The organism is Actinomadura kijaniata NBRC 14229, from assembly GCF_001552175.1.
GTDB classification, from domain to species: domain Bacteria; phylum Actinomycetota; class Actinomycetes; order Streptosporangiales; family Streptosporangiaceae; genus Spirillospora; species Spirillospora kijaniata.
In genome coordinates this window covers 1-19,540 of the sequence record NZ_BCQR01000041.1, presented here as the reverse complement: position 1 = coordinate 19,540, position 19,540 = coordinate 1, and the positions used below count along the sequence as shown (strand labels likewise).

The window sequence follows — 19,540 nt, the reverse complement described above, 5'->3', positions numbered from 1 at the left end:
ACGCACCGGCCCGGCCCGCGTTGATCACACGGACCGACCCGGATTATGTCGCGAAGATCCGTCTTTGTCCTCAGCAGTTCCGCACAGAACCGGCGGCCCCACCGCTCCCTCAGCGCTTGCCGCGCTGCCGCTCCCCCAGCTCCCGCGTGATCCGGTCGCCGCCGGCCGCGCGCTGCACCGCCGCCGCCAGCCCCGGGACCGCGCCGCCGACCAGCGCGCCCAGCCGCAGCCCGAGCGGCGCGACGTCCACCTCGCCGAGGTTCCGCTCGACGGCCCGGACGGTCGCCACGGCCACGTCCCGCGGCGACCGGGTCCCCACGCCCCTCGGCAACGCGACCCCGGCCTCGGCGAACATGCCCGCGTCCCGGATGAACCCGGGGAACACCGTGGACACGCCGACCCCGTGGGGCCGCAGCTCCTCGCGCATCGCCAGCGCAAACCCGCGCAGGCCGAACTTGGTCGCGTTGTAGATCGAGGCGTGACCGGAAGCGGTCTTGCCCGCCAGCGACGAGACGAACACCAGGTGCCCCCGCCGCCGCTCGACCATCCGGTCCGCCAGCAGCCGGGCCAGCATGATCGGCGCGCGCAGGTTCACGTCCAGCGCCCGGTCGATCTCCTCCGGCGAGAACCCGCCGAGCGGCCCCGACGAGGGCAGCGCCGCGTTGGCGACGAGCACGTCCACGTCCCCGACCTCGTCGACCAGCTCCCGGACCCCGTCCCGGTCGGCCAGGTCGGCGGCCACCGCCGTCCCGCCGACGCGTTCGGCCAGCGGCTCCAGCACCTCGACGCGCCGGCCCGTCAGGACGACGTCCGCGCCCCGCCCGGCCAGCGCCACCGCCAGCGCCTGCCCGATCCCCCCGGTCGCTCCGGTCAGCAACACCCTCGCGCCACGCAGATCCATCCCCGGATCATCCCACTACATCCCGGAACGCCACAGCAGAAGGATCACACCGGCCAGCCCCAGGGCGATCAGCCCGAGCATGACCTCGCCGAACGCCACCAGCACGAAGCACCCGGCCGCGACCCCCACGGCCACCGGCAGCACGCCCCAGCCGTCCCGATCGGCCTCCGGCTCGCGGAACTCCCGTTCCCAGAGGCGGAAGTCGTCCTCCGCGCTCACCCCTCGGATTATGCGGCGGCCCGGCCCCGCCGACGAGATGACGGAACCGCCACACCCCCCTGCCCGGATTCGGACGTTGGGTCCCACAACGGCGAGGGGGTGCGGAGCGCCGTGGCCGGGTTGCTAGGCTGCGACCGAACCTGGGGGAACTCTCATACGCGAGTCGATCGTTCCCCTCGGGCATATGGCTTCATTGTCGAGGTGAAGGGGTCCCCACCGTGAAGAAGCTTCTGATTCTGGCTGTCGTCGCCCTCGGCGGTTTCGCGGTCTGGCGCCGGCTCCAGCAGGACCGCGCCGAGCTGGACCTGTGGACCGAGGCGACGTCCTCCGACAACTGACGACCGGTTGGCTCAGGCAGGACCCGGCGAGACCGGCGCGGCCCGACCGCCCGATCCCGCCGGGCCACCGCCGGAACCCACCGGACGCGCCCGTCCGCCGTGCCCCACCGTCCACGGAGCACCGGTAAGCTGTCCACGCCTGCGTTGACCAGGGGCCATAGCTCAGTTGGCAGAGCACCGGCTTTGCAAGCCGGGTGTCCGGGGTTCGAATCCCCGTGGCTCCACCCACGCGAAAGCCCGGGCCAGGGACTCTCCCCGCCTGGGCTTCCTGCTTCGAAGGCCCCGACCGAGGAACACCCGTGGCCGACGCGACCCTGCCTGACGTCCACCGTTCCGACGTGGAGGTCCTGTGGGCGTACCACGACATGCGTCACACGATCCGCCCCTGTGACATCGGTATCGGGCTGGGCAGCCACGACCTGGGCGTGGCCACTTTCACCGCGGAGCTGTACCGGCGCGGGACGTTCCCCCGCGTCGTGTTCACCGGAGCCAACGCCCCGACCACGGTCGGCCGTTTCCCCCGGGGGGAGGCCGTCCACTATCGGGAGCACGCCATCGCAGCGGGGGTTCCCGCCGAGGCCGTCATGGTGGAGCCACGGGCGACCAACACCGGCGAGAACATCGAGCTGACCCGCGAGCTGCTGGCCGGCAACGGCATCGAGGTGGCGTCGGCCGTTCTGGTCTCCCGCCCCTACCAGCAGCGCCGCGTGTACGCCACCGTCCGGAAGCTCTGGCCGGAGCTTGAGGTCGTCTGCGCGTCACGCCCGCTGCCGCTCGACGAGTACGTCGCGGGCATCGGGGATGCGAAGCGCGTGATCGACATGCTCGTCGGCGACACCCAGCGGATCATGCTCTACCCGGAGCGCGGCTTCGCGATCCCGCAGGAGATGCCCGGTGAGGTCAGAGCCGCCTACCAGAGGCTCGTCGAAGCGGGCTTCACCAGCAGGCTCCTCCAGGCCCCCACCGCGTGACCGGCGTCAGGCGGAGGTCCGTGCCTCCCGCTCCTGGAGAAGCAGGCGGGCGAGCGCCTCGGGGTCGGTGAGCATCACGTCGTGCGGGCCGTCGAGGTAAAGGGTGCGGTAGCCGACGGCTTGGCCGAACCGGTCGAACGGGTAGGTCTGCGGCCGGCAGCAGATGGCCGTTCCGGGAATCCGGTCCACGGCCCCGCTCAGGCGGGTGGGCTCGGTGAACGTGCGCAACGGGTGGGGGAGCAGGCGTTCGGCGAGCCAGGCCGCGTCCTCGGCGCCGACGACGCCGAACCTCTCCGGAGGCGGGGCCGGAACCCGCCGGCCGTCCCCGTGCGCCTCGGCCGCCGCGCGCACCGCCGCGGCGAAGGCGTCGGGGGCCAGGTCGAACAGGCTGGAGCCGTCCGGCCCCGCCCAGCCGTCCACCAGGACGACACGGCCGACGGCGCCCGGCCGCGCGTCGGCGGCCTCCCGTACGACCAGGCCCGCGTAACTGTGCCCGACCAGCACGACGTCCTCGCCGTCCGGGACGGTGTCGAGGGCGGCGACGACGGTCCGGGCGTGGTCGTGGAGCCCCACGTCCTGGACGGCGCCGAGGTCGGGGGTGAGCGTGCGCGCTCCGGCGGCGCGCAGCGGCGGAACGATCCGGTCCCAGGCCCAGGGCCCGTGCCAGGCCCCGTGGACGAGAACGAACGTGGTCATCGGCGGTCCTCCCGGTTGTCGTGGGATTCCCGAGCCTAGCCGCTTGCTTCCTACTTTTGAAGTAGAAGGTTCATTTTCAGGTAGTGAAGCGAGATTCGCCAATGTGCGGGGCGTTCTCAGAGGAGGTCGGTGAGGACGGCCGCCAGGGGGCGCGGGTCCTTGGGGCCCAGGTGGGGTGCTTCCAGCGACCGGACGTCGAACCGGTTGCCGGGGGTGGCCCGGTCCGCCTCCTCGATCATCCGGTCCTGGAGGGCGAGGGGGATCGCCCGGTCGCGGGTGTAGCGGACGTAGGTGCGGGGGATCCGGCCCCAGGTCGCCGGGGCGCCGCGGGCGTCGTCGGTGGGCACCGCGGCCGACTCGTCCGGCTCGAAGGTGTTCAGGGCCGCGCGGAAGGAGGCGTCGTCGTAGTCCGCCGCCAGGGCGGCCTTGGCCGCGGTGAGGAGGGCGGGGTCGGCGGAACGCCAGTTGGTGCGGCTGACGCCGAGCCGTTCCGGCGTCCTCACGGCGGGGATCATGGGGAGCAGCGTCGAGGCGGCCTGCGGGGTCCGGAAGCAGTCGACGACGCTGCGGAGCCGGACGCAGCAGAACGCCGACAGGTACACCAGACGCCCGATCAGGTCGGGGACCTCGTTGCCCACCCGGGTGATCGTGGCTCCCCCCATGCTGTGGCCGACCAGGACGACCGGTCCGTGGCGGGCGACGCGGCGCACGGTGTCCACGACATGGCGGACGTTGTGGGCGAGGGTCGTCCGGGCCAGCGTCGGCGAGGGGGCGGCGGCGAGGGCGGCCAGGTCCTGCGGGGCCTGGTAGGACGCCGGGAAGTTGCCGTCCGGGCCGTGACCGGGCAGGTCCACCGCCATCGCGCGGTGCCCCTCCCGCGCCAGGGCGGCGACCAGCGGGGCGAACGAGGCGGCGTTGCCGTTGGCGCCGTGCACGAGCACGAACGTGGGGTCGTGCGGGCGGGGCGCGGCCTGGGCGCCCGCCGCGCTGGTGACCGCGCTCACGCCGCCCAGGATCGCGGCGGTCCGCAGCAGGTGGCGGCGGCTCGACGGCTCAGGCATGCGTCCTCCTCCGCGTGCCGCGCCGGGCCAGGGCCCAGCCGAGCAGGACCGTGCCGGCGGCGCCGACCACCAGGTCCGTCCAGGGCGGAAGCCCCGCCGCGCGGAGCAGGCCCGCCACGCCGAAACTGGTGTCCGCCAGCGCCTCCGTGGCGGCCGAGCCGAATCCCTGGACGAACAGGAGGGCGCCGAGGATCCAGCGGGCGCTCTGCCGGCCGGTGTCGTTGTTCTGCTGTCTGGCCATGCGGCCTCCCTTTCACAGACGTTCCGATGCGCTTGCATCGGAACATAGCATCGTTCCGATGCATCTGCATCACTTAGACTCGTGGGGTGCCGAGACAGGTGGACCACGACAGCCGGCGTCGCCAGATCGCCCAGGCGGTCTTCGAGCTCATCAGCGAGCGGGGCATGGAGGGCGCCACCCTGCGCGACGCCGCGGCGCGGGCCGGCGTCTCCATGGGGGCCGTCCAGCGGTGCTTCTCCACCAAGGAGGAGATGGTGGCCTTCGTGATGGAGCACATGAACCGGCGGATCACCGAGCGCGTCCAGGCCCGGATCTCCGGCTCCGCCGAGCCCGGGTCGGCCATGACGATGTTGGAACAGACGCTGGTCGGGATCGTGCCGCTCGACGGGCCGAGCGTGGCCGAGACCAGGGTCTGGCTGGCGTTCACCGCCCAGGCGGCCGTCAGTCCCCGGCTGGCCGCCGTCCAGCGCGAGCAGTACGCGGGCCTGGCCGAGCTCTTCGCCCTGCTCATCCGCACCGCCCAGGACTCCGGCCACGCCCGGCCCGACCTGGATCCCGAACGGGAGGCGGACGCGCTGATCATCTTCACCGACGGGCTGAACGTCCAGATCCTGGTCGGGCGGCACACCGCGGACTCCGCCCGCGCCGAACTGGCCCGCCGGATCGACGCCCTGCGGGCGGGCTGAGCGCGGCGGGAACGGGAACCCGGCCGGGGCGAGGGACACTGGTGGCCGTGGGTGGGAACGATGCGCGGCGGGGACGGCCCGCGCGGCTGTCGCGGGAGCTGATCGTCGAGGCGGCGCTGGAGATCGTCGGCAGGGAGGGCGGGGACGCGCTGTCCATGCGGCGGATCGCCGACGCGCTGGGCAGCGCCCCCATGAGCCTCTACCGGCACGTGCGCGACAAGGACGAGCTGCTCGTGCTGTTGCTGGACCGGGTCGTGGGCGGGCTGGCGCGGCCCGTGCTGCCCGGCGAGCCCCGGGAGCGGCTGATCGCGTTGCTGACCTGGCAGCACGACCGGCTGGCCGAACGGCCCTGGGTGGTCGACGTGCTGGCCAGGGGCGATGTGATGGCCCCCTCGGTCCTGTGGCTGCTGGAGGAGATCTACGCGGCCTGGCGGGCCTGCGGGCTGCCGCTGGAACGGGCCGTCGCCGCCAACCGGATCGCGTGGGCGTTCACCCTCGGCGACCTGGCCCAGCGCGGGCGGCGGCGCCCCCGCGACCGCGAGCCCTACCAGGTGAGCGTCCCGGCCGGGGCGGACCCCGCCGCCTACCCCCATCTCGCCGCGCTCGGCGCGTACTGGCGGGCCCCGGACCGCCGGGAACACTTCGCCGACGACCTCGCCGCGCTGGTGGACGCCCTGACGGCCGGGGCTTGACCTTTTTGCGTACGCGTACGCACCATGGGGCATGGACAGTGCGACGCTCTACCGGCGCTGGTTGTTCGAGCTGTGGCCCGGCGACTACCCGGTCGCGGAGGAGATCTTCACGCCCGGGTTCGCCGGGCACTGGCCGTCCCTGGAGGTGCGCGGCCCCCGGGGGGTGGTCGAGCAGATCCGCCGCTCGCACGGGTTCTTCGCCGACATCGAGAACACCCTGGACGTCGGCCCGATCGTCGACGGCGACCTGGTCGCCGCGCGGTGGACCTTCCACGGGACGTACCGGGACGGCATCCCCGGAGCCACGGCCGCGCCCGGCACCCGTGTCGCGTTCAGCGGGCAGGACATCTTCCGCGTCGAAGGCGACAGGTTCGCCGAGTACTGGGTCGTCTCGGACGCCCTGGGCATGATGCGGGCCCTGGGGGCCCTCCGGGCGTGACCTCGGCCCCGTCCGCCCGCCACCGGCCCTTAGGCCGCAGTTCACGTGGCGGACGTGTTCGGGGTCTACGCCTGAGAGGGTGATGTCTGCTGTCTTGCGTGCGGCCTGCGCCGGGATGCTGGTCGCGGGCTGCGCCGCCCAGGCCGGGTCGGGCTCGGTGGTCGGGAAGGAGACCCTGACGATCGGGGTCAAGGACGACCAGCCGGGGCTCGGCGTCGCGCGGAACGGGGAGTTCCGCGGGTTCGAGGTCGACGTGGGGCGGTATGTGGCGCGCCGGCTCGGGGCCGAGAAGGTCGTGTTCCGGGCCGTCACCTCCGACAACCGCGAGCGCCTGCTCGGCGACGGCACCGTCGACCTGGTGCTGGCCTCCTACTCCATCACCGCCGAACGCGCCACCCGCGTCTCCTTCGCCGGGCCGTACTACATCGCCCACCAGGACATCATGGTCCGCTCCGGCGACCGGCGGATCCGCGACGTGCGGGACCTGGCGGGACGGCGCATGTGCCAGGCGGCGGGCTCGGTCTCCAGCGAACGCGTCACCGCCGGTCTCGGCGTGCGCGCCACGCTCGTCCCCGCGACCACCTACGGCGACTGCTTCGACGGGCTGCTCGCCGGCCGGATCGACGCGATCTCCACCGGCGACCTGGTGCTGGCCGGGTTCGCGTCCGAGGCGCGCGGACGGGTGAGGATCGTCAACGCCCCGTTCACCGACGAGCCCTACGGCGTCGGCATGCGCAAGGGCGACCTCGACGGCTGCGAGGCCGTCAACAGGGCGATCACCGACATGTACCAGGACGGCACCGCCGGCCGCCTGCTGCACCGCTGGTTCGGCACGACCGAGCTGCGCCTCACCACGACGGTGCCGCAGTTCGAGGGCTGCCTGTGAACCCGTTCAGGGGAACGGGCCGGGCGGCGGCGGAGGCTCGGGGCGGGCCTGGATCCGGGACCGCGTCGCCAGCACGCGCAGCCAGACCAGCGCCACCACCGAGATCGCTCCGAGGCCGATCCAGTTCAGGACCGTGATGAGGTGGTTCTGGGCGGCGGTCGCCTGGGGCAGGTACCCGTGCTCCAGCAGCTGGAACTGCCAGATCGTGCCCGTCAGGAGCAGCGTCATCGCGATCGCGATGCCGTGCATCGAGTCCCACAGCGCGTGCAGGACCGCCACCCCCAGGTACGTCAGCAGCACCGCGCCGTCCAGCGGCCGCAGCCGCCCGCGATGGCGGGCCGCCGCCGAGAACAGCACGCCGCCCGCGATGGCCGTCCACAGCCCGTGCCCGAGGGGCGTCAGCATCCCCCGCAGGATCTCGGTCTCGACCATCGCCCGGACGCTGATCCCCTGCACGGTGAACAGCGCGTTGAACGCGTACCCCGCGCTCTCGAACGCCGCGAACCCGAACCCCACCGTCGCGCCCAGCACCAGCCCGTCACGCGGCGTGTAGACCCGCAGCCTCCGCGCGATGAACCACAGCGCCGCGAGCTTGACCGCCTCCTCGATCAGGCCCACGCCCAGGTACATCCACAGCGACGGATGGAGCAGGTACGTCTCCAGCAGCGAGGCGCCCAGCACGCCGAGCACGCCGCCCACCACGAACGCGCTGAACAGCAGCGGCACCGTCACCTCGCCCGAGGTGCCGTGCTCGTAGGCCCAGACCACGAACGCGACCGGGACCACGAAGCTGCCGAGCAGCACGATCGTCGGCAGCAGGTTGGCGTTCGCCGTGACGATCGTGACGATCACGGTGGCGGCCCACAGGGTCAGCCCCACCCACAGGACCTTCAGCCAGGTGCGCGTCATCGCCCCTCCCCGTCCGGTGGACGGAACCTACCCGGCGATCTTGGCGGTGAACCATGGCCAACCGGCGCCCGACCTCGGACGTCTCACCAAGCGCCGACCGACCCTCTGGAGCCCGTGTGACGATGCCGCAGCCCTACCCGCCCCCGTACCCGCCACCGAGACGCCCGCGGAACGGGGTCGCCACGGCCGTCGGCTGCGTCTCGGTGGGGCTGGCGACGGCCCTGCTCCTGGTGAGCTGCTCGGTGCTGCTGAGCGTGGGTTCGGAGGGGGACGGCCCGAAGCCCTCGGCCGGGCCGGTCACGCGCGGGCCGACGGCGTCCAGGACCGCGACGGCCGTTCCCCGGCCGGACGCGGCGGCGCGGAGGATGTGCCGGTACGCCGCGCGGTCGGTCGCGTACCGCGCCGCCGGGAACGCCGCCGAGGCCGCCCGGATGCGGACGGGCGCGCAGGCGGCGGCCCGCGCCTCCGGGCTCCCGGCCGTGAAGGCGCTGGGCGCGGGCGGCCTCACCCCGATGTGGACCTGGTGCCGGGCGAACGTCCCCGACGTCGAACCGCCCCGCCTTCCGAAGAAGCCGCGGCCGACCGGGACGGCGACGACCAGGCCGCCCGCGGCCGACGTCCGTCCCGGCGCGTTCTGCTCCCCCGCCGGAGCGACCGGCACCCACCGGGGGCGCGGCTACGTCTGCAAGGGGCCCGGCCAGCCGCGCTGGCGGCGCTGACCCGGCCCGGTCACGCGGGTTCGGCGCGGAACGTCCTGCGGTACGCCGACGGCGACGTCCTCATCAGCTTCGTGAAGTGGTGCCGGAACGTCACCGGGCTCTCGAACCCGACGGCCGCGCCGACCTCCTCCACCGGGACGGCCGTGCCCTCCAGCAGCGGCAGGCTCGCCATGACCCGCTGGGTGATGACCCAGCGCAGCGGGCTGGTCCCGGTCTGCCGGTTGAAGTGCCGGATGAACGTGCGCGGCGCCAGGCACGCCACCCGCGCCAGGTCCGCCACCGTGATCGGCTCGGCCAGGTGCTCCAGCGCCCACCCGATCGCCCGCGCCACCGCGTCGTCCACCTCCGGCGCGGTCACGGCGGCCTCCACGAACTGCGCCTGCCCGCCCTCCCGGTGCGGCGGGATCACCAGCCGCCGCGCGACGGCGTTCGCGACCCGCGCCCCGTGGTCCCTGCGCACCAGGTGCAGGCACAGGTCCAGCCCGGCGGCGCTGCCCGCGCCGGTCAGCACGTCGTCGCCGTCCACGTAGAGCACGTCCGGCGTCACGCGGATCCTCGGATGGCGCCGCTGGAGCAGCCCCGCGTACCGCCAGTGCGTGGTCGCCTCGCGCCCGTCCAGCAGGCCGGCCGCCGCCAGCGCGAACGCCCCCGAGCAGATCGACACGACCCGCGCGCCCCGCGCGTGCGCCGCCCGCAGCGCCGCCACGACCTCCGGGTGCACCTCCCCGCGCACGTCCGGGACGGCCACCACCATCACCGTGTCCGCCGCCGCGAAGACGTCGAGCCCGTGCTCGGTCGCCATCGTGAACCCGCCGACCGCCCGCATCGGCCCCCGTTCCCGCGAGCAGACCCGCAGGTCGTACCAGGGGACGTCGAGCTCGGGCCGGGGGAGCCCGAACACCTCGACCACCGATCCCAGCTCGAACGGCGCCATGCCGTCGAACGCCAGCACCGACACCGTGTGCCGCCGCGCGGGGGAGTTCAGGAACATGGCGAGATCTTAGCGGTGAACGGCGTTCGTGCCACTGTCGGGACGGCTCCCCCGCCCGCCAGGATCGAGACGTCCCCGAACGAAGGAGGAGTACCGATGCCGCTGGTCACCCAGGTTCCCGCCGCCCCCGCCGCCGAGGCCGCCGCGCACTTCGCCGCCCGCCTGGCGTTCGAGACCGACGCCTCCGACGTCGCCGCCGACCTGGCCGCGAACGCCCCGGACGTCGTCGTGGTGGACTCCCGCAACCGGGCGAGCTGGGACCAGGGTCACGTCGAGGGCGCGATCCACCTGCCCACCGCCGAGATCGCCGAGCGCGCCGCGGCGCTGGTCCCCCGCGGCGCCACCGTGGTCGTCTACTGCTGGGGTCCAGGCTGCAACGGCGCGCAGAAGGCCGCCCTGGAGTTCGCCCGCCTCGGGTACCCGGTCAAGGAAATGATCGGCGGCTTCGAGTACTGGGCGCGCGAGGGCTATCCGGTGGCGACGTCGGCGGGCGTCACCCGCCGCTCCCCCGACCCGCTCACGGCCCCGATCAACGGGCTGACCTGCGCCTGCTGACCGCCCCGGAGGGGAGCGCGAGCCGCCCGTCCCGGCGCCGGTCCGGACCCGTCCGGACCCGGTGCCGGGGCCCGTCCGGCGGGGCGGAAGCGGGCCGGCGCGGAGGTGAGATCCGTTTCACCCTGTGGGACGGGGCATAACCAGGGGCCCCGACGACGTTAGACTGAACAAATCACTCTTACGACGCCGAACGCGTCAGGCTCGTCCTTGCAGGCCGCACATCGCCGATCCCGCGATGCCTCCTTGAGACGTGCCCCCCTCTCGGAAGGTATTGCGTGACCAACGTTCCTGCTGCCCATGACCTGACCCCGTCCACCGACGAGGCGGTCCCCACCTTCGCCGAACTCGGCCTCCCCGCGGAGCTCGTGGCCGTCCTGGCCCGCCAGGGCATCGAGAGCCCGTTCCCGATCCAGGCCGCCGCCATCCCCGACGTGATGGCGGGCCGCGACGTCCTCGGCCGCGGCAAGACCGGCTCCGGCAAGACCCTGGCCTTCGGCCTGCCGCTGCTGGCGCGCCTCGCCGGCCGCCGCGCCCAGCCGCGCCGCCCGCTCGGCCTGATCCTGGTCCCGACCCGCGAGCTGGCCCAGCAGGTCCAGACGAACCTGGAGCCGCTCGGCCGCAGCGTCGGCCTGCACTTCAAGACGGTCATCGGCCAGACCTCGATGTTCAAGCAGATCGACGCGCTGCGCCGCGGCGTCGAGATCCTCGTCGCCACGCCCGGCCGTCTCAAGGACCTGATGCGCCAGGGCGCCGCCGACCTGTCCGACCTGGAGATGGTCATCCTCGACGAGGCCGACCACATGGCCGACATGGGCTTCCTGCCCGACGTCACCGACATCCTCGACGAGGCCCGCCCCGGCGGCCAGCGGCTGCTGTTCTCGGCGACCCTGGACCGCGACGTGGACGTGCTCGTCAAGCGGTACCTGAACGACCCGGTCACGCACGCCATCGGCCCGGTCGACGAGTCGGTCGACACCATGGACCACCACCTCCTGCTGGTGGCGCCCAAGGAGAAGGCCGCGATCACCGCCGAGATCGCCAACCGTGAGGGCCGGACGATCCTGTTCGCCCGCACCAAGCACGGCGTGGACCGTCTCGCCAAGCAGCTCACCGACGCGGGCGTCCGCGCCGCCGGGCTGCACGGCGGCAAGAGCCAGGGCCTGCGCACCCGCACCCTCGCCGAGTTCCACGAGGGCTCGTTCAACGTGCTGGTCGCCACCGACGTCGCCGCGCGCGGCATCCACGTGGACAACATCAGCCTGGTCATGCACGTCGACCCGCCGGCCGACCACAAGGACTACATGCACCGCGCGGGCCGTACCGCCCGCGCCGGCGAGAAGGGCACCGTGGTGACCCTGGTGCTGCCGCACCAGGTCCGCTCGACCTCGGCGATGACCCGCCGCGCGGGCATCGAGGCCCCGCGCACCCGCGTGTCCCAGGGCGACGAGGCCCTGATCCGGCTGACCGGCGCGCGCCGGCCGTCCGGTGAGCCGATCATCGAGCCGATCATCCCCGAGCGTCCGCGCCGCGAGCCCGGCCGGGGCCGCGGTCGCGGCCGTGGCGGCTTCAACGGCCGCGGCCCGCGCCGTGAGGGCGGCGGCGGCTACCGGGGCCGTCGCGAGGGCGACTTCAACGGCGGTGAGCGCCGTGAAGGCGGCTACCGCGGGGACCGCGAGGGCGGCTCCCAGGGGCGCCGTGAGGGCGGTTTCCGGGACAACCGCGAGGGCGGTCACCGCGATCACCGTGAGGGTGGTCACAGCGACCGTCGCGGGTTCGGCAACGACCGTGGTGGGTTCAGCAACGACCGTGGTGGCTTCAACGGCGACCGTGGTGGCTTCAACGGCGACCGCGGCCCGCGTCGTGAGAACCGCCGCGGCGGCTACAGCGGCGGCGCCCCCCGCCGTGAGAACGACCGTCGTCCCGCCCGCCAGAACTAGCGTGTGACATGTGCGAGCCCCGCCCGGCCCCGGGCGGGGCTCGTTCACGTTCGGAAGACGGTCCGGCGGCGGCGCCCGCTCAGAACATGCCGTGGGGGGTCCGCGCGGCGTCGGGCACCGGCTGGAGCACGTCCCAGTGCTCGGCGATCCGGCCGTCGACCATCCGCCAGATGTCGACCACGGCGACGCCGCGCGGGTCGTCGTCGGTGGTCATGTGGTAGTGCGTCACCACGTGGTCGTCGTCGGCGACGACCCGCTTGAGGTCGAGCCGGGCGCGGGCCACGGGAGCCCGCGCGATGAACGCCATGAACGCCTCCCGCCCGGAGGGGTTGTCCGGGCTGTGCTCGACGAAGTCCTCCCGCAGGAGCGTGCGGAGCACCTCGACGTCCCCCGCCGCGAACCTCCGGAAGCCGTCGATGACGAGCCGCTTGTTGTGTGTGGCCTTGCTGTCTTCGCTCATGCCGCCCACCGTCCCCGCCGCCACCCGCTCCTGTCGATTACATGCCTTGTCATCGCGGCGGCCGGTGCGGAGCGGCGATAATCACCGCATGACGGGGGATCGGCCGATCGGGGACCTGCTGCGCGAGTGGCGGCACCGCAGCGGGCTCAGCCAGCTTGACCTGGCCATCCAGGCGGACGTGTCCGCCCGGCACGTCAGCTTCGTGGAGACGGGGCGGACCATCCCCAGCAGCGCGATGGTGCTGCGGCTGGCCGAGCATCTGGGCGTCCCGCTACGGGAGCGCAACCGGCTGCTGGTGGCGGCCGGGCACGCGCCCGTCGTTCGGGAACGGCCGCTGGAGGACCCGGACCTGGCCTCGGCGCGCGGCGCCCTGGAGCAGATCCTGCGCGGGCACGAACCGTATCCGGCGCTGGCCGTGGACCGCCGCTGGAACCTGCTGTCCGCCAACGCGGCCATCGACGTCTTCCTGGAGGACGTCGAGCCGTCGTTGCTGGAGCCGCCGGTCAACATGATGCGGCTGGGCCTGCACCCGGACGGGTTCGCGCCGCGCCTGCGCAACCTCGACCAGGTCCGCGCCCACCTGCTGCCCCGGCTCGCCCGCCAGGTGGCCCGGAGCGGCGACCCGGAACTGAGCGCGCTGTACGAGGAACTGCTGTCCTACGGCCCCGAGGACGATCCGCCGCCGCCCGACCCGGCCGACATCGCGCTGCCCCTCCGCATCCGCCATCGCGGGGCGGAGCTGTGCTTCATCAACACCGTCACGACGTTCGGCGCCGCCTTCGACGTCACGCTGGAGGAGATCGCCGTCGAGGCGTACTTCCCCGCCGACGACGCCACCGCCCGCTTCTTCCGGGAGGGGGCCTGAGGGGGTGCGGGGCTCAGCCCGCCTCCTCCCGCAGGGTCTCCTCCTCGCGGGCGCGGTCCCTCACCCGGCGCCGGTCCTCCTCGCGCAGCCGGTCCTGGAGGATCTGGAGCCCCTCCATGCCGTCCATCGACAGGGCCGCCAGCTCCTCCAGGGAGATGACCGACTGGTTGCGCAGCGGCGGGTCCCACCCGGCGTCCTCGTCGTAGCTGCGCAGGACCTTGGCGGGGACGCCGCCGATCACCGAGTGGTCGGGGAACTCGCCCCGGACCACCGCGCCGCCCGCGACCGCCACGTTCCGGCCCAGCCGCGTGCCGGGAAGGATGATCGCGCCGGTGCCGATCCAGCAGCCGTCGCCGATGACCACCGGGTTGTTCTCCGGCCACTGGCGGCCGATGGGCGTGTCCGGGTCGCCGTAGGTGTGGTTCTGGTCGGTGATGTAGACGTTGGGGCCGGTGAAGACGTCGTCGCCGATCTCGATGGACTGGTGGCCGACGATGTGCGTGCCGCGGCCCAGCGAGCAGCCCCGGCCGATCCGCACGATGACGTCCGGGCCCAGGTCCAGGCCGGGCACGAAGCCCGCGGAGATCGTGACGTGCGTGCCCACCAGGGTGTGGTCGCCGATCGAGATCCACGGCTCGCCGTACAGGGAGCCGACCGGGAAGCCGATGCACGCGCCCTCGCCCAGATAGGCGAACCGGCGGCGGCCGGGGGTGTGCGGAGTGATCTCGCCGTGGCGCTGGACCCACTCCCAGCCCCGGTGGACGGCCAGGTGCATGCCCCGGTGGAACCGGTCCTTGATCAGGTGCCGGAGGGAACGGACGTTCGGCGACATGGCGCCCACCGTACCGGTTGGTAGCCCGCGGTCCGTCCGGTCCCCCTTACCGGCCGGGACACCGCCGCCGGCCGGGGCCCCGGCACAGGCCGAGGGCCCGGTCATCGGGACCGGGCCCTCGGTTCACCATGCCTGCGGTCACGTCGAGCGCACCTTGTCGTCGGACCCGGTGGTGTCCGCCGCCTCGCGGGCCTTCCGCTCGACTTCGGACTCCATCTCGGTCCAGCTCAACGCGTTGTTGCGCCGGGTCGCCATCACGCCCGCCACGCCGATCGCCGCCACGGCGACCGCCATGCCCACGATCGCCTTGCGGCTCCGCTGGGGCTGCTCGGGCTCGACCCGGTGCGCCATGTCGGCCAGGAACGAGCTCACACGCGGCGCGAGGTCGGCCTCCACGTAGTGCGCGGCGGTCTCCAACCGAGGCGCGCTCCAGCCACGCGCGAGCAGCAGACGTTCGGCCGCCATGTCGCGGGTGCGTTCGGCGGCGGGGGCGATGCGCTCCGACGCGGCACCGACCCCGCCCCGGCACGCGGTCATCGCCTGCAGGTACGCCTCCTGGGCGCGCTCCAGACGGGACCGGGCCATCGCGGCCTGACGGTTGCGACGGATGTTCATCGTTAGGGACACGCTAACCTCCCTGTTTGCGAGGTCCTGTCCGTCAGCCTTCCCAACGAGCGGGGGACAAACCCTGTGCTGGTGATCACATGGTGACGCTGGGTAGGCGGGGTGGGGGTGCGGCGGGCCAGCATGGTCCGTACGCAGCATGTACATGACTTCCGACGAGGAGGCGGCCAGCCGTGGCCAACGAAATCTTTGCGACGCTGAACACCAACAAGGGCAAGATCGTCGCTCAGCTCTACGCCGACAAGGCCCCGATCACCGTGGCCAACTTCGTGGAGCTGGCCGAGGGCACCCGTGAGTGGAAGCACCCCGAGACCGGCGAGGTGTCGAAGAAGCCGCTCTACAACGGCACCATCTTCCACCGCATCATCCCGGACTTCATGATCCAGGGCGGGGACCCGCTCGGGCAGGGTTACGGCGGCCCGGGCTACCAGTTCCAGGACGAGTTCCACCCCGAGCTGAAGTTCGACCGGCCGTACCTGCTGGCGATGGCCAACGCCGGGCCCGGCACCAACGGCTCGCAGTTCTTCATCACCACCAACGTGGCCAACACCCGCCACCTGACCGGCCGGCACACCATCTTCGGCAAGGTCATCGAGGGCACCGACGTGGTGGACGCCATCGCCGGCGTCCCGACCGGCGCGAACGACCGTCCGCGCCAGGACGTCGTCATCGAGTCGGTGACGATCGAGCGGCGTTAGTCGTTACCCAGGGTGAGACCCCGCAGCCCCCGCGCCCACGGAGCCGACTGATGAGCACGGACGACGCGCCCGAGACCGCCCCGCCGACGTGTTACCGGCACCCGGGGCGCGAGACCCATGTCCGCTGTACCCGCTGCGACCGGTACATCTGCCCCGACTGCATGCGGGACGCGTCGGTCGGGTTCCAGTGCGTGGAGTGCGTCGCCGAGGGCAACCGCGGCGTTCGCCAACCGCGAACGGCCGGCGGCGCGCGGGCGGTCGCGGCGGCGCGCCCCGCGGTCACCTACGTACTGATCGCCGCGTGCGTGCTGGTCTACCTCGCCGAGCTGGCCTCGCCGCGGGTGGTGCTCGACTACATGATGGTCGGCGCCGGATACCTGCCCGGCGGGGAGCTCGCCGGGGTGGCCGGAGGCGAGTGGTACCGGCTGTTCACCTCGATGTTCCTGCACCAGCGGCCGGCCGGCGGATCGTTCGGGCTGACCCACATCCTGTTCAACATGTGGGCGCTGTGGGCGATCGGCCCGGCCCTGGAGCAGGCGCTGGGCCGGTGGCGGTTCCTGGCGCTGTACCTGCTGGCGGGGCTCGGCGGGTCGGTGCTGCTGTACGCGCTGGCCCCGACCTCCTCGGCGGTCGGGGCGTCCGGGGCGATCTTCGGGTTGTTCGCGGCGTTCTTCGTGTTCAGCCGGAAGACGGGCGCGCCGATGGGGCCGATCGTGTTCCTGCTGGGCCTCAACCTGGTGATCACGTTCGCGGTGCCGGGAATCTCCTGGGAGGGCCATGTCGGCGGCCTGCTCACCGGCGGGGTGCTGGCGGCGGCGTACGCCTACGTCCCGCGCGGGCCGCGCCAGCAGGCCCTGCACGTCACCGCCACGGCGGTGGTGCTGATGGCGCTGGTCGCCGCGGTCCTGGTGAAGACGGCCCAGCTCCAGCCGCTGCTCGGCTGACCGGGAACGCGCGGCGCCGCCGCGTTCCGGAAAAGTCCGGAACGCGGCGGCGCCGTCTTCTTCACCCGAAACGCAAACCTGTGGAAAACCTGGGGAAAGGCGAGGCGGTGAATCCCCAGAGTGTGGATAACTTTCGTGGATTCGCCGCCCCGGAGGCGGGGTAAGAAAGGCGTTTCCGCTACCGCCAGCGGGTCGACAGGATCACCCCGAGGATGATCGCGGTGAACCCGATGCCCAGGTTCCAGTTCTGCAGGTCGGACATGACCGGCACCTTCGTGCCGGTGCTGGCGGTCACGTAGAACGTCGCGATCCAGGCCAGTCCGATCAGCCAGAGGGCGATCATCGTGGGGGCCAGCCAACGCGGGCTGACCTCGGGGGCCTTGGACTTCTGCGGCGGCGTGTAGACGGCCTTCTTGCGCACTTTGGACTTGGCCACGGTGGGATCGATCTCCTCGGGCGGCTGGCGGCCGGAGCGCCGGTCCGCGCATGGTCGTTTTGTCGGTTAGCGTAGTCGCTGGTGAGCAGCGTACGGCGTCGCGCGTGGGGAAGCATCATTCCAGCCCTCACGCTTGTCTCGGGAACCCTGTTCGCGGCGAGCGCGAGCACGGCCCGCGGTACCGACCTGCGCGAGGACGGGCGCACCCGCCTCACCGAGCTGATCGCCGCCGAGCAGCGGCGCGCCGCCCGCGACCGCGACGAGTACCAGCGGCTCCGCCACGAGGTCGACCGTATCTCCCGGCAGGCCGGAGAGCACGACCTCCGCGTCCGGCAGGCCCAGGCCGGCGCCGACCGGCTGGCCGCCCGCGCCGGGTTCACACCGCTGCGCGGCCCCGGTGTCCGCGTCACCCTGGACGACGCCCCGCAGCGTCCGGGCGGCTCCGCGCGCGGCGGCCCGGTCCCCGACGACCTGGTCGTCCACCAGGCCGACGTGCAGGCGGTCGTGAACGCCCTGTGGGCGGGCGGCGCCACCGGAATGCAAATAATGGACCAACGCGTGATCTCCACCAGCGCCGTCCGGTGCGTGGGCAATACGCTGATCCTGCAGGGGGTCGTCTACTCGCCGCCGTTCCGGATCACCGCCGTGGGAGACCCGCGGCGGCTGCGGGCCGCGCTGGACGCCTCTCCGCAGATCGCGCTCTACAAGAAGTACGTACGTGAATACGGGCTCGGTTACGCGGAGCGCACCCTGGACGGGGTGACGCTGCCCGCCTACACCGGAAACGTGACCGTGAACCACGCGACGGTGCCGGACGACACCCCCGGGGACGGCGGGAACTGAACGCGGCGCCGCGACACGTGAGGGGGTACGCGCGGTGCGGATGCTCATCCGCGGGCTGGGCGAGCTGTGCATCACCGCGGGCCTGGTCCTGCTGCTGTTCGTGACCTACGAGCTCTGGGGGACCGGCCGCTACACCCAGGAGCAGCAGCAGAGGCTCGACCAGGAGCTGATGCGGTCCTGGCAGGCCCCCCGCCCGCGGAACGTCACCACCGAGAAGGTGCGGATCGGCAGCGGGCTCGCGATGATCCGCATCCCGAAGTTCGGGCCGAAGTACCGGTTCGTGGTCATCGAGGGCGTGGAACTGTCGGACCTGCGCAAGGGCCCCGGCCACTACCCCGGCAGCGCGCTGCCCGGCGAGGTCGGCAACTTCGTGGTCTCCGGCCACCGCACCACCTACTCGGCTCCGTTCAACCGCGTCGGCGAGCTCGGCGAGGGTGACCAGATCCTCATCGACACCCGCGACACGCAGTACGTGTACGAGGTCACCGGCCGGAAGATCGTCCAGCCGACGGCGGTGGAGGTCACCTCCCCCGTCCCCATGCACCCCGGCCGCAAGCCCACCCGGCGGCTGATCACGCTCACCACCTGCCACCCCAAGTACTCCGCCGCCCAGCGCCTCATCGTCTTCGGCGAGCTGGTCGACGAGAAGCCCCGCGTCGCCCCCGCCGCGGCGGGAAAGTAGGAGGCCCCGTGTACGCCTGGATCTGGCGCAACCTGCCCGGCAGCCGCCCCGTCAGGGCCGCGCTCGCGCTCGTCCTGGTCCTCGCCGCCGGGATCGTGCTGTGGTACCTGGTCTTCCCCTGGCTGGAGCCGAAGGTCCAGTTCGACCACGGCGTGGTGGACGGCACGACCCCGGCCCCGAAGGGCTGACCGCCGGTCCCGTTCCCTCGGCGACAATGGGAACGTGCGTGTTCTGGTGGTGGACAACCACGACAGCTTCGTCTTCAACATCGTCCAGTACCTGCGGGAGCTGGGCGCGGACTGCGCGGTCGCCGACCGCTCGGACGTGACGCTCGCCGACGCGGGGGACGTGGACGGCGTCCTGGTCAGCCCCGGGCCGGGGCACCCCGCCGACGCCGGGATCTCCCTGGACCTGGTCCGGCACGCGGCCGAACGGGACCTGCCGCTGCTCGGCGTCTGCCTGGGCCACCAGGCCATCGCCCACGTGTTCGGCGCGACCGTCGGCCACGCCCCCGACGTCGTGCACGGCTACACGAGCCTGATCCACCACGACGGGCGCGGCGTGTTCACGGGCCTGCCCGACGGGTTCCCGGCGACCCGCTACCACTCCCTGGCCGTCGATCCCGCGACCGTTCCGGACGTCCTGGCGGTCACCGCCCGCACCGAGGACGGCGTGATCATGGGGCTGCGGCACCGGGAACGGCGCATCGAGGGCGTCCAGTTCCATCCCGAGTCCGTGCTGTCCGTCGGCGGCCACGACCTGCTCCGGAACTGGCTCACCACCTGCGGTTCCACCGTCTGACCCCGGTTTCGCGGAAAAATTCGGGAGAAGTCCGTAACGCCCGATCCCCGCGTTCCGAAGACCAGACGAGGGCTTCCGCCATTGCCCCCGAGTGGCGGAAGCCCTCCTTCACGT

Annotated in this window: 27 protein-coding genes and 1 tRNA gene; 17 read left to right on the top strand and 11 right to left on the bottom strand. The window is 72.9% G+C overall.

Annotation, left to right across the window (positions count from 1 at the left end; translation table 11 throughout):
- Positions 1–109: 109 nt before the first annotated feature.
- Positions 110–901 (bottom strand): SDR family NAD(P)-dependent oxidoreductase, encoded by a 792-nt coding sequence (locus tag AKI01S_RS14700; RefSeq protein ID WP_067816691.1) that lies wholly within the window; start codon positions 899–901, stop codon positions 110–112.
- Positions 902–916: 15 nt separating this feature from the next.
- Positions 917–1,120, bottom strand: a complete 204-nt coding sequence (locus tag AKI01S_RS14695) for a hypothetical protein (RefSeq protein ID WP_067816688.1) — start codon at positions 1,118–1,120, stop codon at positions 917–919.
- A gap of 218 nt (positions 1,121–1,338) precedes the next feature.
- On the opposite strand from AKI01S_RS14695, the gene AKI01S_RS52800 reads away from it, so the two are divergent.
- From AKI01S_RS52800 to AKI01S_RS14685, 3 genes are all read left to right on the top strand, one after another.
- Positions 1,339–1,458 (top strand): DLW-39 family protein, encoded by a 120-nt coding sequence (locus AKI01S_RS52800; RefSeq protein ID WP_211342807.1) that lies wholly within the window; start codon positions 1,339–1,341, stop codon positions 1,456–1,458.
- Between the two features lie 151 nt (positions 1,459–1,609).
- A tRNA-Ala gene (locus tag AKI01S_RS14690) sits at positions 1,610–1,682 on the top strand.
- Positions 1,683–1,757: 75 nt separating this feature from the next.
- Positions 1,758–2,429 carry a YdcF family protein gene (locus AKI01S_RS14685; protein ID WP_067816685.1) on the top strand — a complete coding sequence of 224 codons (672 nt, stop codon included), beginning with the start codon at positions 1,758–1,760 and terminating at the stop codon, positions 2,427–2,429.
- A 6-nt stretch (positions 2,430–2,435) separates the two neighbouring features.
- On the opposite strand, the gene AKI01S_RS14680 is transcribed toward AKI01S_RS14685, so the two are convergent.
- The 3 genes from AKI01S_RS14680 to AKI01S_RS14670 form a co-directional block, all read right to left on the bottom strand.
- The gene (locus tag AKI01S_RS14680) at positions 2,436–3,125 is read right to left on the bottom strand and encodes an alpha/beta hydrolase (protein WP_067816683.1); all 690 of its coding nucleotides are present in this window, start codon (positions 3,123–3,125) and stop codon (positions 2,436–2,438) included.
- Between the two features lie 116 nt (positions 3,126–3,241).
- The gene (locus AKI01S_RS14675) at positions 3,242–4,186 is read right to left on the bottom strand and encodes an alpha/beta fold hydrolase (protein ID WP_083999572.1); all 945 of its coding nucleotides are present in this window, start codon (positions 4,184–4,186) and stop codon (positions 3,242–3,244) included.
- Positions 4,179–4,427 carry a hypothetical protein gene (locus tag AKI01S_RS14670; RefSeq protein ID WP_067816679.1) on the bottom strand — a complete coding sequence of 83 codons (249 nt, stop codon included), beginning with the start codon at positions 4,425–4,427 and terminating at the stop codon, positions 4,179–4,181. The genes AKI01S_RS14675 and AKI01S_RS14670 overlap by 8 nt, the downstream gene beginning before the upstream one ends.
- Positions 4,428–4,513: 86 nt before the next feature.
- On the opposite strand from AKI01S_RS14670, the gene AKI01S_RS14665 reads away from it, so the two are divergent.
- The 4 genes from AKI01S_RS14665 (at position 4,514) to AKI01S_RS14650 (ending at position 7,130) form a co-directional block, all read left to right on the top strand.
- A complete protein-coding gene (locus tag AKI01S_RS14665) occupies positions 4,514–5,113 on the top strand; it encodes a TetR/AcrR family transcriptional regulator (protein WP_067816676.1) in 600 nt (199 codons plus the stop codon).
- A gap of 47 nt (positions 5,114–5,160) precedes the next feature.
- Positions 5,161–5,805, top strand: coding sequence for a TetR/AcrR family transcriptional regulator (locus tag AKI01S_RS14660; RefSeq protein ID WP_245681627.1), 645 nt, complete (start codon positions 5,161–5,163; stop codon positions 5,803–5,805).
- A gap of 31 nt (positions 5,806–5,836) precedes the next feature.
- Entirely contained in the window at positions 5,837–6,244 is a 408-nt protein-coding gene (locus AKI01S_RS14655) for an ester cyclase (protein ID WP_067816670.1), read from the top strand.
- Between the two features lie 82 nt (positions 6,245–6,326).
- Positions 6,327–7,130: a glutamate ABC transporter substrate-binding protein gene (locus AKI01S_RS14650; protein WP_067816668.1), complete on the top strand. Its 804-nt coding sequence runs from the start codon at positions 6,327–6,329 to the stop codon at positions 7,128–7,130.
- A 6-nt stretch (positions 7,131–7,136) separates the two neighbouring features.
- Here the strand turns inward: AKI01S_RS14650 and AKI01S_RS14645 are convergent, their stop codons facing one another.
- Positions 7,137–8,039, bottom strand: coding sequence for a PrsW family intramembrane metalloprotease (locus tag AKI01S_RS14645; protein ID WP_067816665.1), 903 nt, complete (start codon positions 8,037–8,039; stop codon positions 7,137–7,139).
- Positions 8,040–8,155: 116 nt separating this feature from the next.
- On the opposite strand from AKI01S_RS14645, the gene AKI01S_RS14640 reads away from it, so the two are divergent.
- Positions 8,156–8,758: a hypothetical protein gene (locus AKI01S_RS14640; protein WP_067816662.1), complete on the top strand. Its 603-nt coding sequence runs from the start codon at positions 8,156–8,158 to the stop codon at positions 8,756–8,758.
- A gap of 10 nt (positions 8,759–8,768) precedes the next feature.
- Here the strand turns inward: AKI01S_RS14640 and AKI01S_RS14635 are convergent, their stop codons facing one another.
- Positions 8,769–9,749 carry a helix-turn-helix domain-containing protein gene (locus tag AKI01S_RS14635; protein ID WP_067816658.1) on the bottom strand — a complete coding sequence of 327 codons (981 nt, stop codon included), beginning with the start codon at positions 9,747–9,749 and terminating at the stop codon, positions 8,769–8,771.
- A 96-nt stretch (positions 9,750–9,845) separates the two neighbouring features.
- On the opposite strand from AKI01S_RS14635, the gene AKI01S_RS14630 reads away from it, so the two are divergent.
- Positions 9,846–10,304 carry a rhodanese-like domain-containing protein gene (locus AKI01S_RS14630; protein ID WP_067816655.1) on the top strand — a complete coding sequence of 153 codons (459 nt, stop codon included), beginning with the start codon at positions 9,846–9,848 and terminating at the stop codon, positions 10,302–10,304.
- A 275-nt stretch (positions 10,305–10,579) separates the two neighbouring features.
- Positions 10,580–12,241, top strand: a complete 1,662-nt coding sequence (locus AKI01S_RS14625; RefSeq protein ID WP_067816652.1) for a DEAD/DEAH box helicase — start codon at positions 10,580–10,582, stop codon at positions 12,239–12,241.
- A gap of 79 nt (positions 12,242–12,320) precedes the next feature.
- Here AKI01S_RS14625 and AKI01S_RS14620 read toward each other — a convergent pair whose 3' ends face one another.
- A complete protein-coding gene (locus AKI01S_RS14620) occupies positions 12,321–12,701 on the bottom strand; it encodes a nuclear transport factor 2 family protein (RefSeq protein WP_157419843.1) in 381 nt (126 codons plus the stop codon).
- An 88-nt stretch (positions 12,702–12,789) separates the two neighbouring features.
- Between AKI01S_RS14620 and AKI01S_RS14615 the strand changes: the two genes are divergently transcribed.
- Entirely contained in the window at positions 12,790–13,566 is a 777-nt protein-coding gene (locus tag AKI01S_RS14615) for a helix-turn-helix domain-containing protein (protein ID WP_067816646.1), read from the top strand.
- 13 nt (positions 13,567–13,579) lie between these two features.
- On the opposite strand, the gene AKI01S_RS14610 is transcribed toward AKI01S_RS14615, so the two are convergent.
- Entirely contained in the window at positions 13,580–14,398 is an 819-nt protein-coding gene (locus AKI01S_RS14610; RefSeq protein WP_067816642.1) for an acyltransferase, read from the bottom strand.
- Between the two features lie 138 nt (positions 14,399–14,536).
- Positions 14,537–15,013, bottom strand: a complete 477-nt coding sequence (locus AKI01S_RS14605) for a hypothetical protein (protein ID WP_067816639.1) — start codon at positions 15,011–15,013, stop codon at positions 14,537–14,539.
- Between the two features lie 182 nt (positions 15,014–15,195).
- Between AKI01S_RS14605 and AKI01S_RS14600 the strand changes: the two genes are divergently transcribed.
- Together AKI01S_RS14600 and AKI01S_RS14595 are read left to right on the top strand one after the other, a co-directional pair.
- Positions 15,196–15,720: a peptidylprolyl isomerase gene (locus AKI01S_RS14600; RefSeq protein ID WP_067816636.1), complete on the top strand. Its 525-nt coding sequence runs from the start codon at positions 15,196–15,198 to the stop codon at positions 15,718–15,720.
- Between the two features lie 50 nt (positions 15,721–15,770).
- Positions 15,771–16,664, top strand: coding sequence for a rhomboid family intramembrane serine protease (locus tag AKI01S_RS14595; RefSeq protein WP_067816633.1), 894 nt, complete (start codon positions 15,771–15,773; stop codon positions 16,662–16,664).
- A gap of 178 nt (positions 16,665–16,842) precedes the next feature.
- On the opposite strand, the gene AKI01S_RS14590 is transcribed toward AKI01S_RS14595, so the two are convergent.
- Complete coding sequence (locus AKI01S_RS14590; protein ID WP_067816630.1) at positions 16,843–17,100, bottom strand: cell division protein CrgA; 258 nt, start codon at positions 17,098–17,100, stop codon at positions 16,843–16,845.
- Between the two features lie 81 nt (positions 17,101–17,181).
- Between AKI01S_RS14590 and AKI01S_RS14585 the strand changes: the two genes are divergently transcribed.
- From AKI01S_RS14585 to AKI01S_RS14570, 4 genes are read left to right on the top strand one after another with little or no spacing between them, the layout of a single operon-like run.
- A complete protein-coding gene (locus AKI01S_RS14585; protein WP_067816627.1) occupies positions 17,182–17,943 on the top strand; it encodes a DUF881 domain-containing protein in 762 nt (253 codons plus the stop codon).
- 40 nt (positions 17,944–17,983) lie between these two features.
- On the top strand, positions 17,984–18,625 hold the full coding sequence (locus AKI01S_RS14580) for a class E sortase (RefSeq protein WP_067816809.1): 642 nt from the start codon (positions 17,984–17,986) through the stop codon (positions 18,623–18,625).
- Between the two features lie 8 nt (positions 18,626–18,633).
- Positions 18,634–18,813: a hypothetical protein gene (locus AKI01S_RS14575; protein WP_067816624.1), complete on the top strand. Its 180-nt coding sequence runs from the start codon at positions 18,634–18,636 to the stop codon at positions 18,811–18,813.
- Positions 18,814–18,847: 34 nt separating this feature from the next.
- Positions 18,848–19,426: an anthranilate synthase component II gene (locus tag AKI01S_RS14570; RefSeq protein ID WP_067816621.1), complete on the top strand. Its 579-nt coding sequence runs from the start codon at positions 18,848–18,850 to the stop codon at positions 19,424–19,426.
- Positions 19,427–19,540 lie beyond the last annotated feature (114 nt).

Coding starts and splice junctions, on each gene's coding strand:
- AKI01S_RS14675 (WP_083999572.1), bottom strand. CDS start 4,186: ATGCCTGAGCCGTCGAGCCGCCGCCACCTGCTGCGGACCGCCGCGATC.
- AKI01S_RS14635 (WP_067816658.1), bottom strand. CDS start 9,749: ATGTTCCTGAACTCCCCCGCGCGGCGGCACACGGTGTCGGTGCTGGCG.
- AKI01S_RS14580 (WP_067816809.1), top strand. CDS start 17,984: ATGCTCATCCGCGGGCTGGGCGAGCTGTGCATCACCGCGGGCCTGGTC.
- AKI01S_RS14615 (WP_067816646.1), top strand. CDS start 12,790: ATGACGGGGGATCGGCCGATCGGGGACCTGCTGCGCGAGTGGCGGCAC.
- AKI01S_RS14650 (WP_067816668.1), top strand. CDS start 6,327: ATGTCTGCTGTCTTGCGTGCGGCCTGCGCCGGGATGCTGGTCGCGGGC.
- AKI01S_RS14680 (WP_067816683.1), bottom strand. CDS start 3,125: ATGACCACGTTCGTTCTCGTCCACGGGGCCTGGCACGGGCCCTGGGCC.
- AKI01S_RS14700 (WP_067816691.1), bottom strand. CDS start 901: ATGGATCTGCGTGGCGCGAGGGTGTTGCTGACCGGAGCGACCGGGGGG.
- AKI01S_RS14645 (WP_067816665.1), bottom strand. CDS start 8,039: ATGACGCGCACCTGGCTGAAGGTCCTGTGGGTGGGGCTGACCCTGTGG.
- AKI01S_RS14620 (WP_157419843.1), bottom strand. CDS start 12,701: ATGAGCGAAGACAGCAAGGCCACACACAACAAGCGGCTCGTCATCGAC.
- AKI01S_RS14595 (WP_067816633.1), top strand. CDS start 15,771: ATGAGCACGGACGACGCGCCCGAGACCGCCCCGCCGACGTGTTACCGG.
- AKI01S_RS14655 (WP_067816670.1), top strand. CDS start 5,837: ATGGACAGTGCGACGCTCTACCGGCGCTGGTTGTTCGAGCTGTGGCCC.
- AKI01S_RS14670 (WP_067816679.1), bottom strand. CDS start 4,427: ATGGCCAGACAGCAGAACAACGACACCGGCCGGCAGAGCGCCCGCTGG.
- AKI01S_RS14610 (WP_067816642.1), bottom strand. CDS start 14,398: ATGTCGCCGAACGTCCGTTCCCTCCGGCACCTGATCAAGGACCGGTTC.
- AKI01S_RS14605 (WP_067816639.1), bottom strand. CDS start 15,013: ATGAACATCCGTCGCAACCGTCAGGCCGCGATGGCCCGGTCCCGTCTG.
- AKI01S_RS14630 (WP_067816655.1), top strand. CDS start 9,846: ATGCCGCTGGTCACCCAGGTTCCCGCCGCCCCCGCCGCCGAGGCCGCC.